Below are 13663 nucleotides of genomic sequence, written 5' to 3'. Positions count from 1 at the left end.
CGTGAGAAAGTCGCCTAAGCGCTAACGCTTTTAGAATCCCCCACTTGAGCTTAGCGAAAGTGGTGGGAGTATGTCAATTAAAAGAGAAGCATAATCCGTCAAACAAGCAAGCTAGTGATAAACCAAATGCTAAGTCAGTTACTATATCAGCGAATCAGCCTGCGCCTGAATTAATAGTAAAACAACCTCCTAAAAAGACCATTCTTCAAAGCAGAGAAGTACTGCGATGGTCTGGGCAAACGGAAGTTGAAGCGAGCGACGCTCCGTTTGTCCCTTCTAGCAATGTTCTGCCTATCTCTCAACTGATTAATGATGATTCTGTCTTTATTACCCCATTTGAGGTTTTGGAATCAGAGCCGAACATAGAGAAAGCTGCTACTAAGGAGCCTTCTATTATCGAGCAAGTTGAAGCGTCAATCATTTCTGATAATACTCCCGCTTGCCCGAAGTCTAATAGTGAGATGGTCAAGCGCGTTGCTAAAAAAGGTCAGCAGCAAGGTCAGCCCTTTTTTGGTTGCAGTCAATTTCCTAAGTGTCGCGGTGTGGTGAATATTAATTAGGTGATATTAGGGCGTGTATAGAATTCAAATGAGTGGCAACCAGATAAAGACACAAGCAAGCATTATCGCTGCTGCATAGCTATCTTTGAGCTTATCATATCGCGTGGCAATGCCCCTAAAATGTTTCAATCTAGCAAAAGCGTTTTCTACCAAATGACGGCAACGATACAAATACCAATCTAGTGTGTCGTTACAGCTTTTAGAGTTCGACTTAACAGGTATGACTGACTGAGCACAGTGCGTGAAGATACACTCTCTAATATCACTACTATCGTAGCCCCTGTCTGCAATCACCGCTTTAGTCTGGTTATTAATCGTGCTATCTATCAACGTCTTTGCCATCTTAGCGTCATGCACTTGCCCACCTGTCAGCTCAACATGTATAGGGTTACCACAAGCATCGACCACTAAGTGCAGTTTGCTGCTATTACCTGCAACACTTTTACCAATGGCCTCATCAAGATGACTGGCTGCACCTGAACTATGCTGATGAGCTTTGACCACGCTACCGTCTATAAATAACCATTCACTATCATAGTTTGCTGTGATTATTTTCATGAGCTTTTGCCATTTACCGGTTTTACGCCAATAACGGTATTGATGATATATGCGAGACCAATGACCGAAATAAGAAGGTAAGTCTCGCCATGGACAGCCTACTCTTATGCGGTACAGCATGCCTTTAATGGTACGTCTTAGATTGGGCTTGTTATATACGTTAATTTGTCGCAATATAATAAATAGCTTGTGCCAAAGTTCATCGTTGAGCTTGGTGCGAGTCATAAGTGATGCCTTATCTCTTTGTTGTGGTAAACAGTAGAGTAAGGCGTTGCTTATGTTTTTCAATGGTTTCTCAATTCTATACAGCACCTATGCAAAACGAAAATAAGTCAGGTGTTTTTAACTCAAATTGTGGGCTGCGATAAATATCGATATAAATAAGCGGTTTAAATATACTACCTTACGCAGTTGTAACGCAAGGTATCAATATATTTAATTTGATAGAAAATGTCCCGTTTTAATATCTGTATTTTTGAATGTAAGTGCTATTTTCAATAGAAAAGTTATGAGATAAAAGCGCTTGCCGTAAAATATTTTACTTATTTTTTCTATGATGCGATTTGCTCAGCGTGATGATGTTTTGCTTTAATGAAGTCAGCCATTTTTTCGGCAATCATAATGGTTGGCGCATTGGTATTAGCGCTTATCAAGGTCGGCATCACAGACGCATCAATAACCCGTAATCCATTGACGCCGCGCACTTTTAGTTCTAAGTCGACCACAGACTTATCATCTGAACCCATACGGCATGTGCCGACTGGATGATAGATGGTATCTGATTTATTACGAATATAGCCAAGCATGCCGTCTTTTTCGATATAAGGGGCAGGGTAGTCTTCGGTGATATATTTGGCGATGGGTGCTTCTTGCATGATGGCGCGCGTACGCTCAGCGCCTGCGACCATATACTCTACGTCTTTAGGATGGGAGAGGAAGTTGGGATCAATCAATACGCACTCTGAGGGGTCAGCTGACGCAAGCCTAACCGTACCGCGGCTTTCAGGGCGCAAGTAGCAGGCGTGACAAGAAACAGCAAAACCGCGTCTAAGGTCACGACCGTGTTCAATCACGCGAGATATGACAAAATGCAGCTGGGTATTTGGCCACTCTTTTGGGGCGTCACCAACGCTAAAGAACGCACCAGCTTCGGCGTAGTTGGTAGATAGTAGCCCTGTGCCATCTTTTCTCCATTGGCGAATGCTTTTAGACAAGGTTGAGAGCGTTGCCATACCAATACCGATCACATCGGTAGTATTGACCTCGTAATCAAATACCACGTCTAAATGGTCTTGTAGATTACCGCCAACCTCGGGCGCATCGACCAATACATCGATACCGTGCGCCTGCAAGTGCTCGGCAGGACCAATACCAGATAGCATCAAAACTTTCGGCGAACCAAAAGTGCCACCTGACAAAATAATTTCCTGACGTGCCATCACTGTATGCTCGACGCCGTCTTTTTCATAGGCGACGCCAACGGCTTGTTTGTCTTCAAAGATGACACGGTTGGCTTGGGCGTGGGTGATAACGGTTAAATTTGGCCGACTTTTTTGTACGGGGTGTAAATAGGCGGCGGCCGCAGAGCAGCGTTGACCTTGTTTTTCACCATGAAAATGGGTGACTTGATATAGTCCTGCGCCGTCTTGTTTTTTACCATTAAAGTCTTGATTGTGCTCCAAGCCATTAGCGACAGCCGCTTCTACAAATGCTTTTGAGATTTCACGCGGGCTTAATAAATTACTGACGTGCAAAGGGCCGCTATCGCCATGCAGTTCATCCGCGCCGTGGACATTGTTTTCAGCTTTAATAAAGTAAGGTAGCACATCGTCAAAGCCCCAACCCTCACAGCCTTGCTCAACCCAGCGCTCATAATCAAGCGCGCTGCCGCGAGTATAGATCATTGCATTAATGGCGGATGAGCCGCCCAAGCATTGACCGCGCGGTTGAAAGCCGCGTCGATTATTAAGATGGGTTTGCGGAGTAGTATGAAAGCACCAATTGTTTGATTTTAGCGGTTTGCCTGGTACTAAAAGGATTAAACCTGCCGGTACGCGAATCGCAAGGTCTTTGCCTTCACCGCCGTACTCCAATAAACACACACTGATATCGGGATTTTCTGTCAGACGGCTGGCAAGGACGCAGCCTGCAGAACCGCCGCCCACGATGACGTAGTCAAATTTTGCGTCAAATTCCATTTTTATATTCCTTATAGCTTCCATGCCAATCAAACTGGAGAGCTAGCTTTCCAGTATATAGGTCATTGATTAGTATAGACCTAACAGAATACTGACGCTAGGCATTCATTCAATCTTCAATGGCGCATATTTCAGAGCGCACAATAAAGCGTTTGCCTTCAGGTATTTCCAGTGAAAAACTCGCACCACGACCATCGACTACATCGATAGTTAAATCAGTATGTTGCCAGAGTTTATACTGGGCTTTACCCATATAAAATGGACAACCAGCAAGCTCACCGACGAGTACGTCTTGACCACCAACTTTGAACTCACCCAGCGGATAACACATCGGTGAGCTACCATCGCAGCAGCCGCCTGATTGATGGAACATCAGCTCGCCATGTTTAGATTTGAGTAATTCGATTAATGCTTTGCAGGATTCTGTCGCTTCAAGTTTCATGTCATGCTCCTTATCTTCAAAATTATCACGGAATTACTGTCATGCTGATTACGAATATAAGCTGAGGGCGAATATAAAAGGCCGCATCATCATCACTCACATCATTAATAGCATGTGGCTGAAAACGATACGACCTGTTATTTGTGACCAAACGTCGTAATTATCGAGATAGTTTCTAAAAAATAAAAATGTCTCAAATAATTGACATGTCTACATAGAGTAATCAATGACGATGCGACCCTCAATCTTACCATCACGCATACGATCAAGAATGTCATTGATGTTTTCAAGTGGCTCAGCGGCAACAGTCGCTTTTACTTGACCTGCCGCTGCCATGTCGAGTGATTCTTGTAAGTCGAGACGGGTACCAACGATTGAGCCACGAATGGTAATACCGTTTAGAACGGTATCAAAGATAGAGACAGGGAAGTCGCCCGTTGGTAGACCATTACAGACCAAAGTACCACCGCGTCGTAACATGCCTAAGGCTTGGTCAAATGCTTTAGACGATACTGCTGTCACGAGCGCACCATGAGCACCGCCGATTTCTGTTTGTAGATATTCGGCAGGGTCGGTGTTTTTTGCGTTGACCGTGACTTTTGCCCCCAGTTTTTTGGCAAAATCGAGCTTTTCATCGTCAATATCGACGGCAGCAACGTTCAGTCCCATGGCAATGGCGTACTGTACCGCCATGTGACCAAGTCCACCGATACCTGAAATGACGACCCAATCACCTGGTTTGGTGTCTGTCATTTTCAGACCTTTATATACCGTCACACCCGCACATAGAACTGGTGCAATCTCAACAGAGTCAACGCTCTCAGGAATAATGCCAACATAGTCAGCATCTGCCAATACGTATTCTGCAAAGCTACCATTCACTGAATAACCAGAGTTCTCTTGACTTAGGCACAGGGTTTCCCAGCCACCTAGACAGTGCGTACAGTGACCACAGGCAGAGTAGAGCCAAGGCACACCGACACGGTCGCCTTCTTTAACATGCTTAACACCTTCACCCACAGCAGTGATCAGGCCGACACCTTCATGACCAGGGATAAACGGGGGGCTTGGTTTGACTGGCCAATCGCCTTCGACAGCGTGCAGGTCGGTATGACAGACACCTGATGCCTGCATTTTTACTACAATTTGACCAGGACCTGGGGTAGGGATATCAACTTCTTCAATCTGCAGAGGTTGGTTGAACTCATGCAGAACCGCAGCTTTCATTTTATTAGCCATGTTACTTTCTCCTTATTACTAGCAGTCACTAATGCTCGACTTAGTCTTTTAAACTGCCAATTATTTTACATGTAGATGCTTAGTAAGCATCGAGTTTGCACCTTACGCTTCCTTGTAAGGTGCTTTAGCAAATAGTGTTTAAAAGAACCCCATCGCTTTTGGACTATACGATACCAGCATGTTTTTGGTTTGCTGATAATGATCAAGCATCATTAGATGGTTTTCGCGGCCGATACCCGATTGCTTGTAGCCACCAAATGCAGAATGCGAAGGATAGATGTGGTAGCAGTTGGTCCACACGCGACCTGCTTGGATGCCACGTCCGAAGCGATAGGCTTTGTGTACACTGCGTGTCCAGACTCCAGCACCAAGACCATATAAGGTATCATTGGCAATGCTCATGGCCTCTTCGTCGTCTTTAAATTTCGTGACGGCAAGTACTGGTCCAAAGATTTCTTCTTGGAACACGCGCATATCATTGGTGCCTTCAAAGATGGTCGGTTTCACATAATAACCGTCGCCAAGCTCGCCATCGTGTTTGGCTTGCTCGCCGCCAACCAAGACTTTTGCGCCTTCTTTTTTACCGATATCCAGATAAGATAAGATTTTTTCTAACTGGTCTGAGCTGGCTTGTGCACCAATCATGGTGTCAGTGTCTAGTGGATTGCCCATTTTGATGGCTTCAACACGCTCGACACAGCGTTTGATAAATTCATCATAAATACTCTCATGTACCAGCGCACGCGACGGACAGGTACAAACCTCACCTTGGTTTAAGGCAAACATGACCAAACCTTCAACGGCTTTATCCAAGAAATCATCGTCTTCGTCCATGACATCAGCAAAGAAGATATTTGGACTCTTACCACCCAGCTCTAGGGTAACTGGAATGATGTTTTCACTGGCGTACTGCATGATTAGGCGACCAGTAGTCGTCTCACCAGTAAAGGCAACTTTATTGATACGTGGATTGGAGGCAAGCGGCTTACCAGCTTCAACTCCGAAACCGTTGACCACGTTGAGGACACCTTTTGGTAAGATATCAGCAATCCCGATCGTCTCTAGCATAAATAGGATAGAGGCAGGCGTTTGCTCTGCAGGCTTGAGTACTATACAGTTACCAGCAGCAAGCGCAGGGGCTAGCTTCCATACTGCCATGAGGATCGGAAAGTTCCATGGGATAATTTGGCCGACGACACCAAGTGGCTCATGGAAGTGATAAGCAACCGTGTCATCATCAATTTGACTGATGCCGCCTTCTTGTGCACGAATGGCACTGGCAAAATAGCGAAAGTGATCGACAGCTAATGGAATGTCTGCTGCTAGGGTTTCACGTACAGGCTTGCCGTTTTCATACGTTTCGGCAATGGCGATGGCTTCTAAATTGGCTTCCATCTTATCTGCAATTTTGAGCAGTAGATTGGCACGTTCAGCGACACTGGTTTTGCCCCAAGCGTCTTTGGCAGCATGAGCAGCGTCTAAGGCTTTTTCAATATCCGCTTCTTTTGAACGGGCGACTTGGCAGATGACTTTACCGTCAATGGGGCTGGTGTTGTCAAAGTATTCTCCATCGGCTGGTGCGACCCACTCACCATTGATAAAGTTGTCATATTTTTCGCGGAATTGGACGGGGCTGTTTTCTGTATTGGGATAGGCGTGTAGCATTAACGACTCCTTGTTGTATTAATTTATAAAGCAAATAAACGTTCAAGCCTTTGATATATGATCTTTTGAGGTCATATCTATAAAGTCACTTGCACGGTTTTGCTGGATCTCCCTGATCAGGTTGTCAGTCTATCCTACTGAACTTTTATACATAAGGATAGGTACTTTTAGTAAAGCAAATCAGGTTGTTTCATAAATTTAGGTTATGCATAAGTATCTGCTTAAATTGGTTCGAAAACTTGGTACAGCTGTTATAATTGCTACCATTATGATGCTACGACGGTAGTTTCCTTTTTCTTATGTTATTGGTTGGTTTGGATATATGCGTCAATCTTCTGCTCTTGATATCTTAAAAACAGGTCAAAATGTGTTTTTGACTGGCTCAGCAGGTTCAGGTAAAACTTATACTCTCAACCAGTACATCAATTACTTACGCGCGCGCCGTGTGCCAGTTGCTGTGACTGCTAGTACGGGTATCGCGGCGACACACATGAACGGCACGACTATCCATAGTTGGTCGGGTATAGGCATCAAAGACGAGTTGTCTGATCGTGATTTGACCAATTTATCGCGTAAGCAGTTTTTAGCAGACAGATTAAAAGACACGGCGGTATTGATCATCGATGAGATTTCCATGCTGCATGCCAAGCAGCTTAACCTAGTCAACCAAGTGCTCAAGCATGTGCGAAAAAACGATGCTGCATTTGGTGGTATACAAGTGGTGGTTGCAGGGGACTTTTTTCAGTTACCACCGATTGGAAGTAAGGGTGAGAGTAACCGAGAAAAGTTTGCTTTTATGTCTGAGGCCTGGCTCGATGCTAAGTTCCATATTTGTTATTTATCCGAGCAGCATCGGCAAGTCAGTGAGGCCGCTAATGGTGGTCTCGATTTGGATGATATTCTCAATCAGATTCGCAGACAAGAAGTCACTTTTGAGGCGATTGCGGCATTGGAAGCTACCTTTGATCAAAACGTCGATATCAATCGCACCCGTCTCTATACCCACAACCTCAACGTCAATAAAATCAATGATAAAGAACTGGCAGCGCTTGAAGGCGAAACCATGCGGTTTGAGGCCACCGCGACAGGTGATAGCAAACTGGTTGAGACCCTCAAAAAAACGGTACGCACTCAAGACGATTTGGTATTAAAGGTCGGTGCTAAGGTGATGTTTATCAAAAACAACAGCGAGCTTGGTGTCTCTAACGGCACGATGGGTGAGCTGATTGGTTTTGCTGCGGTAAAAATTGACGATAGTAAAGATACGAGCGATGATTTGATTGAAGATACTGCGCAAGATGCTATTGCTAAGAATACGAAAAACAAAGCCAAAAAAGATAAAGAAAGTAAGGAAAAACCAAAAGATAAAAAACCAACCACGCAAAAAATGCCTGTAGTTCGACTAAACTCAGGTCGTGAAGTCATCGCTGAGCCTGAAGAATGGATCATCGAAGACGAAACCGGCGACGTGCTGGCAAGCTACTTACAAGTGCCGCTGTGTTTGGCTTGGGCCATTACTATTCATAAATCGCAAGGCATGACCCTTGAGGCGGCCGAGATTGATTTATCGCGCACTTTTGAGCTTGGGCAAGGTTATGTGGCATTGTCACGCTTAAAGTCGCTGGCAGGTTTGCAATTGCTCGGTATGAATGACATGAGCTTGCAGCTTGACCCGCTGGCACGCGGCGCCGATAAACGCTTTTTGGCACTGTCAGAGGAAGCGGATGCCAATTATGCCATGCTCGATGAAGAAAGCATGACGCAGGCGCATGAGAAATTTATTCTAAAATCAGGCGGCACGCTTAGTAAGTCGGTGATTGAAGCGTATGCCAATTTGCAGAAAAAACGCCGCGAGCAACAGCAAGCGCAGATAGATAAAAAACAGAAACTTGGTAATCAAGTTTCTGATAAATCGGACAGCACCTTGCTGGCGACGCGAATTTTATTAGAAGAGAGCTTATCGATTGCCGAGATTTCGCAGGCGCGGCAGCTGTCGCAATCGACCATTATGCGCCATATTGCAGAATTAAAATCGCAAGATCCAAGTTTGGCGTGTGATCATCTGCGCCCAGACGATGAAGTGATGACGGCGGTTGGCAACGCTTATGTGGCCATTAAGGTCGCCAATAACCCTAATGACTTTAACGATGATGGCAGTGTTAAGCTGCGTCCAATTTTTGAGCATCTAAAACAAGCGGTTGATTACAATACCATTCGTTTGGCATTAATTTTTATTACGCCGTAGCATCCAATCGGTGAGAAAAAATCTCTAAAGATAGACCGTCATTATGCTGATAATATTCAATGTAGCGCGCCACTCTTTTTATATCTCTTTATAGCGATACCCTTTTATGTCTGACGTTATACCTGATTTTTCTAGCGCAACTTACCAATTGAACGCCGAACCTAGAGTGGCGCTTACGCATGCGACAGGCGAGCATACGCAGCCCTTGAGGATTGCTATCAATGGCTTTGGCCGTATTGGACGTAATGTACTGCGTGCCTTGTTAGAGCGCTTTGAGGTGTTGGGGCGCGCTATCCATGTAGTGGCGATTAATGATTTGGCATCGGCTGATATCTTATTGCATTTGTTAAAATTCGATAGTACTCATGGTCGCTTAAGCCGACTTGGCGTCAGTGCAGAGGTTTTAGACGATAAAAACAATACTCAGCTGTGTTTGACTAAGAATAATCTGACCTACTGCATCAAAATGCTCTCAGAAGCTGACCCAAAAAACCTACCATGGCGCACGCTTGATATCGATGTAGTGCTAGAGTGTACGGGGCATTTTCGCTCTTATGAGCAGGCGCATCAGCATATCGAAGCGGGTGCTCAGCAAGTTATCATTGGCGCCGCGCCTTTTGACGATGTAGACGCTTGCATTGTGATGGGCGTTAATACCGAGCTACTGACATGTGAGCTACCGATTATCTCAAGCGTATCTTGTACTACACAGGCATTGGTACCGCTGATAGATACGCTTGATAAGGCTTTTGGTGTGCAGTCGGCCATGATGACCGAAATTCATGCGGTGACCGCTGACCAGACAGTGCTCGATCAAGCGCACCGAGACCCAAGACGCGCACGCGCCTCTGGTTATAATATTATTCCGACCACCTCAAGTAGTATTGCTGCGACAGAACGGGTATTGCCTGCGATGGTAGGGAAGATAAACGGTCACTCGATACGCGTACCGACCATTGATGTGGCGGCGATTGATGTGACGTTTGTCTTTGATACGCCGGATGTCAGCGTCGATGCGATACGAGAAAAGTTAAGAGCTGCTAGCCTTGGTGATTTGATAAATATCATGGCGTATACTGATGAGCCGCTCGTTTCCAGTGACTTTATCCATCAGCCAGAATCGCTGATTATCGATGGGCAGCAATTGATGCAAGTGGGCGAGCAATATAAAGTGTTTGCCTGGTACGACAATGAATGGGGCTATGCCAACAGGCTGCTTGATATGTGCTTGCACCTCGCTTTAAGTAAATAACCTGGTTTGCAGTAAATGTTTTAAAAAAAGCACGGGGTAAAAAATTTTGGCGCACGCTAAGTCATTGATTTAAAACTGGCTGTAAATTAATTTCATTTTTTTAATATGAAGCGCTTGCATTATACGATGATATCTATATAATGATGCACCAATGGAGACGTGGCAGAGCGGTTGAATGCACCGGTCTTGAAAACCGGCAAGGGTTCATAGCCCTTCGAGAGTTCGAATCTCTCCGTCTCCGCCAAATTCGAAAAAGCCTCAATCAGTTATTGATTGGGGCTTTTTTATGTTTGCATAAATGCGGTTTTAACTTAGCGGGCACTCTATATAGTCAAAATATCCTAAAAACGCGACGGTATTATTGATATCAATTTTTTGTAGCCTCTGTCTGCGCAGGCACAGCAAGCAAGGAAAATTTATACCAGTCGCACATCATTATACCCCTGTCTTATATGAACTCTCTGTTATTTCGCTAGCGTTTGCTTAAATACTACTTCTTGTCCATCTACCAAAACCAGCTTGCCTTCGCTAATCTCAATATGTATGCTCGTATGGTTTTTAATTGCGCGCATGACATTGATGTCCTCGATGCTGCTTTCGATGATGATTTTGCCAGACTGTTCAGGTTCGATGGGCGGCTGGAATTGGGTCAACGGTACATTAAAGCTTTTACCTTTGGTCAAATTGGCCTCTTGCATGGTGAGCTTACCCTTAAAACTTTTAATCGCTACCTTACCGTGGTTTGACAGCATAAACTGTAGTTTTACTTGGTTTAAACTGTCGCTATCGCTGGTTCTGACGGGCAGTAAAGTGACAGGGTAATTTTGTGCTTTGGCAGTATGCACTTGCGGACTGGTGACAATCGGGCTTTTTTTACCAGTGGGATTATTTGGATGCAAGCGTTCATATTCACGCTGCTGGATAAGGGCTTGCTTGATGGTGATACGTGGCATCGCTCCGGACTCATACGCGCCGCTAAGCTTCATACGTAGCATATAGCGGCTCAAGAGCTGTCTATCAGCCTCAGGCAACTGCTCAAACGTATCGCCAAGCTTTTTTTGCCATTGGTCAGAGTTGGTTGGTATGGTCTGCCTACTTGGATCTGCTGGCGGCTGCATGCAACCATTGGTAACTGGCAACATCGCTACAGTAAATGCCAATAATATAACCTTTTTTATATAGCGTGCACGGCCTGCGTGTTTATATAAACCAATCATCATATGCCTCCTTCTCAACCCATATAGATACTAATAACTTTTATACCAATATAGCGCCTATCAATATAGCGCTTATGATAATTTTGTATGTTTGTTTATCGCTAATGGGTATTCGATGTTATTAAGCGTATTGAGAAGGGCATATTTTACGTAGCAAGTTCAAATTAAATAGCAAAAAAAAGACCAAGCGCCGTTAAGCAAACTTAGTCTTTTTTTTTGTATGTATGATAAGCCAAGCGCTACTCTTTATCTTGCAGCTCAGATAGCGGGTGGGTGGTGGTATTATTATGCGTGACCACAATCGCCTCATCAATGATACGTTGGCTGACCCCACGCTTACGTAGGCTTTCAATAAACACTTCATCATGCGCCAAGGTATAATCTTGATGGTCGCGATCCAATCCTTGACGGATATAAAGACGAATCAGACCTTGGATACGTTTAAAGCCCAGCTCTGATGAGGTAGACTCTAATAATCTAATCATCTCTTCAGACAAGCGAATACTGATCGGACGCGTGATTTTTTGCGGATGATCAGAGAATTTATTTTTTATACGAACAGGTATCATAATAAACCATTACTTTTAGTGAGTAGGAATAAAACACTCAGACAAAAACGAACTTGGTCACAGCCACTCCTACCATACAATAAAAGTCGCTAAAAGAACACCGTCGCCGTATAAATATTGTATTGGTGAATAAGGTAAGATATTAAGGATTAAATAACGACCACAAAAAAACCTCCATCAAATAGTTGATGAAGGTCTTTTAAAATATGGCTCTCCAACCTGGGCTCGAACCAGGGACACACGGATTAACAGTCCGTTGCTCTACCAACTGAGCTATTGGAGAATAAGTTGTGATAACGGTTAATTAAACAAGTTTTACAAAGCCTTTGGTAGGTGCGATTGCTTATCTTGTTTGCGTTATGTGGGGCACATTTTAGCCAAGTAGTTCTGGGCTGTCAACCTTATTAGGCGATAAATAATAAATATAATTATAAATAGGATAAAATTGTGGGTGTTTCTTGTTAAAGCGGCGCCTTTATTGACGGTGACGATGATTGCTGCTGCTAAAATGTGTATAAAAATTAATTTTTCTTAATATTATAACAACTTACTTTATTCCTTAGTTTGATAAGACTATCTATTTGAAACTAAAGAAAAACCTTATATTACTTTAACCCTTAAAATCTTTATTTCATGCACCCATATAAACCTATAAAATAGCCATCCGAGCGTTCTTATCGTTTTATTTAACTGACTGTTTCTAATTCAATACTTTCTACCAATATAAGTGCCCTAAATATGAGTCCAACCATGATTGCTTACGGTTACCTTGCCATCGCTATTGTCTGCGAAGTTATTGGCACTACCTTTTTGGTCAAGTCAGAGCAGTTTACGCGCTTTGTGCCCACGCTTATTATGGCGGTGCTTTATGCTATTTCGTTCTACTTATTAACCCAAACCATAAAAACCATCCCTATCGGTATTGCTTATGCCTTATGGGGCGGGCTTGGTATCGTATTGACTTCACTGGTAGGACTGTTCTTTTTTAAGCAAACGCTTGATACCGCAGCGATTATCGGCATTGCGATGATTGTTGGTGGGGTAGTGGTGATGAATTTATTGTCTAATTCGGTGGCACATTAAGTAAACAGGCATTAGTAATCGTTAAACATTAAGACGTCAAGGACAAACACATTGACCACATTAAAATATATCGCGCATTACTCTGAGCAAATTCAAAGCCAAGCGGCGACGCTGATTAGCACGGGCAGACTGGGTGAGTATTTGGATAAAAAATATCCAAACCGTCATCAAGTACAAAGCGATAAAGCGCTATATCAATATAGTAATGACATTAAAAATCAGTATATGCGTAAGAGCAGTCCGCTGTCGCAGGTGTCTTATAACAGTAAACTTGCGGTGCTCAACCAGGCACTTGGCATTCATACCTACCAATCGCGCGTCCAAGGCAGTAAGCTAAAATCACATAATAGCATCACGGTAGCCAGCCTATTTAAGGAAGCGCCGCCTGAGTTTTTGCGTATGATCGTGGTGCATGAGTTGGCGCATTTTAAGGAGCAAGAGCATAACAAGGCCTTTTATCAGCTTTGCTGTCATATGGAGCCAAACTATCATCAATATGAGCTTGATACTCGTTTATGGTTGCATTGGCGCGAGTGCTAATCTATCGTGATGAAATAAAAGCTAACAATAATGCTAATCAATAAAATAGTAACAGGGCTAAGGACGATGAATAAAGCCGCTGTTTTAAGAGTAAG

Annotated in this window: 12 protein-coding genes and 2 tRNA genes; 6 read left to right on the top strand and 8 right to left on the bottom strand. The window is 43.9% G+C overall.

Annotated features, from left to right (window positions below; translation table 11 throughout):
• Positions 1-44 precede the first annotated feature (44 nt).
• Positions 45-560, top strand: a complete 516-nt coding sequence (locus H9653_RS00995) for a hypothetical protein (protein WP_225211537.1) — start codon at positions 45-47, stop codon at positions 558-560.
• 24 nt (positions 561-584) lie between these two features.
• On the opposite strand, the gene H9653_RS00990 is transcribed toward H9653_RS00995, so the two are convergent.
• The 5 genes from H9653_RS00990 to exaC form a co-directional block, all read right to left on the bottom strand.
• Complete coding sequence (locus H9653_RS00990; RefSeq protein ID WP_191689783.1) at positions 585-1343, bottom strand: IS5 family transposase; 759 nt, start codon at positions 1341-1343, stop codon at positions 585-587.
• A gap of 326 nt (positions 1344-1669) precedes the next feature.
• Positions 1670-3316 (bottom strand): GMC family oxidoreductase, encoded by a 1647-nt coding sequence (locus H9653_RS00985; RefSeq protein ID WP_191689781.1) that lies wholly within the window; start codon positions 3314-3316, stop codon positions 1670-1672.
• 109 nt (positions 3317-3425) lie between these two features.
• Positions 3426-3758: a DUF779 domain-containing protein gene (locus H9653_RS00980; RefSeq protein WP_191689779.1), complete on the bottom strand. Its 333-nt coding sequence runs from the start codon at positions 3756-3758 to the stop codon at positions 3426-3428.
• A 210-nt stretch (positions 3759-3968) separates the two neighbouring features.
• Positions 3969-4997: an alcohol dehydrogenase AdhP gene (adhP, locus tag H9653_RS00975; RefSeq protein ID WP_191689777.1), complete on the bottom strand. Its 1029-nt coding sequence runs from the start codon at positions 4995-4997 to the stop codon at positions 3969-3971.
• A 138-nt stretch (positions 4998-5135) separates the two neighbouring features.
• Positions 5136-6662: an acetaldehyde dehydrogenase ExaC gene (exaC, locus tag H9653_RS00970; protein WP_068408106.1), complete on the bottom strand. Its 1527-nt coding sequence runs from the start codon at positions 6660-6662 to the stop codon at positions 5136-5138.
• A 322-nt stretch (positions 6663-6984) separates the two neighbouring features.
• On the opposite strand from exaC, the gene H9653_RS00965 reads away from it, so the two are divergent.
• The 3 genes from H9653_RS00965 to H9653_RS00955 all read left to right on the top strand — a co-directional run bounded on the left by H9653_RS00965 (position 6985) and on the right by H9653_RS00955 (position 10403).
• Positions 6985-8907: an AAA family ATPase gene (locus tag H9653_RS00965; protein WP_191689775.1), complete on the top strand. Its 1923-nt coding sequence runs from the start codon at positions 6985-6987 to the stop codon at positions 8905-8907.
• A 118-nt stretch (positions 8908-9025) separates the two neighbouring features.
• Positions 9026-10159 carry a type I glyceraldehyde-3-phosphate dehydrogenase gene (locus H9653_RS00960; RefSeq protein WP_318242138.1) on the top strand — a complete coding sequence of 378 codons (1134 nt, stop codon included), beginning with the start codon at positions 9026-9028 and terminating at the stop codon, positions 10157-10159.
• Positions 10160-10312: 153 nt separating this feature from the next.
• Positions 10313-10403: transfer RNA gene (locus tag H9653_RS00955), tRNA-Ser, on the top strand.
• Positions 10404-10623: 220 nt separating this feature from the next.
• Here H9653_RS00955 and H9653_RS00950 read toward each other — a convergent pair.
• The 3 genes from H9653_RS00950 to H9653_RS00940 all read right to left on the bottom strand — a co-directional run bounded on the left by H9653_RS00950 (position 10624) and on the right by H9653_RS00940 (position 12228).
• Positions 10624-11379 carry a hypothetical protein gene (locus tag H9653_RS00950; RefSeq protein WP_225211536.1) on the bottom strand — a complete coding sequence of 252 codons (756 nt, stop codon included), beginning with the start codon at positions 11377-11379 and terminating at the stop codon, positions 10624-10626.
• 236 nt (positions 11380-11615) lie between these two features.
• Positions 11616-11945 carry a CopG family transcriptional regulator gene (locus H9653_RS00945; RefSeq protein WP_191689771.1) on the bottom strand — a complete coding sequence of 110 codons (330 nt, stop codon included), beginning with the start codon at positions 11943-11945 and terminating at the stop codon, positions 11616-11618.
• 207 nt (positions 11946-12152) lie between these two features.
• Positions 12153-12228, bottom strand: a tRNA-Asn gene (locus H9653_RS00940).
• Between the two features lie 455 nt (positions 12229-12683).
• Here H9653_RS00940 and H9653_RS00935 point away from each other — a divergent pair.
• Together H9653_RS00935 and H9653_RS00930 are read left to right on the top strand one after the other, a co-directional pair.
• On the top strand, positions 12684-13028 hold the full coding sequence (locus H9653_RS00935) for a DMT family transporter (RefSeq protein ID WP_082894398.1): 345 nt from the start codon (positions 12684-12686) through the stop codon (positions 13026-13028).
• Between the two features lie 51 nt (positions 13029-13079).
• Entirely contained in the window at positions 13080-13568 is a 489-nt protein-coding gene (locus H9653_RS00930; protein ID WP_191689769.1) for a M48 metallopeptidase family protein, read from the top strand.
• Positions 13569-13663 lie beyond the last annotated feature (95 nt).

This window comes from Psychrobacter communis (assembly GCF_014836505.1).
In the GTDB taxonomy this organism is placed as follows: domain Bacteria; phylum Pseudomonadota; class Gammaproteobacteria; order Pseudomonadales; family Moraxellaceae; genus Psychrobacter; species Psychrobacter faecalis.
This window is presented reverse-complemented; position numbering and strand designations above follow the sequence as displayed.

Coding starts and splice junctions, on each gene's coding strand:
- H9653_RS00945 (WP_191689771.1), bottom strand. CDS start 11,945: ATGATACCTGTTCGTATAAAAAATAAATTCTCTGATCATCCGCAAAAA.
- H9653_RS00985 (WP_191689781.1), bottom strand. CDS start 3,316: ATGGAATTTGACGCAAAATTTGACTACGTCATCGTGGGCGGCGGTTCT.
- H9653_RS00990 (WP_191689783.1), bottom strand. CDS start 1,343: ATGACTCGCACCAAGCTCAACGATGAACTTTGGCACAAGCTATTTATT.
- H9653_RS00935 (WP_082894398.1), top strand. CDS start 12,684: ATGAGTCCAACCATGATTGCTTACGGTTACCTTGCCATCGCTATTGTC.
- adhP (WP_191689777.1), bottom strand. CDS start 4,997: ATGGCTAATAAAATGAAAGCTGCGGTTCTGCATGAGTTCAACCAACCT.
- H9653_RS00965 (WP_191689775.1), top strand. CDS start 6,985: ATGCGTCAATCTTCTGCTCTTGATATCTTAAAAACAGGTCAAAATGTG.
- H9653_RS00950 (WP_225211536.1), bottom strand. CDS start 11,379: ATGATGATTGGTTTATATAAACACGCAGGCCGTGCACGCTATATAAAA.
- H9653_RS00980 (WP_191689779.1), bottom strand. CDS start 3,758: ATGAAACTTGAAGCGACAGAATCCTGCAAAGCATTAATCGAATTACTC.
- exaC (WP_068408106.1), bottom strand. CDS start 6,662: ATGCTACACGCCTATCCCAATACAGAAAACAGCCCCGTCCAATTCCGC.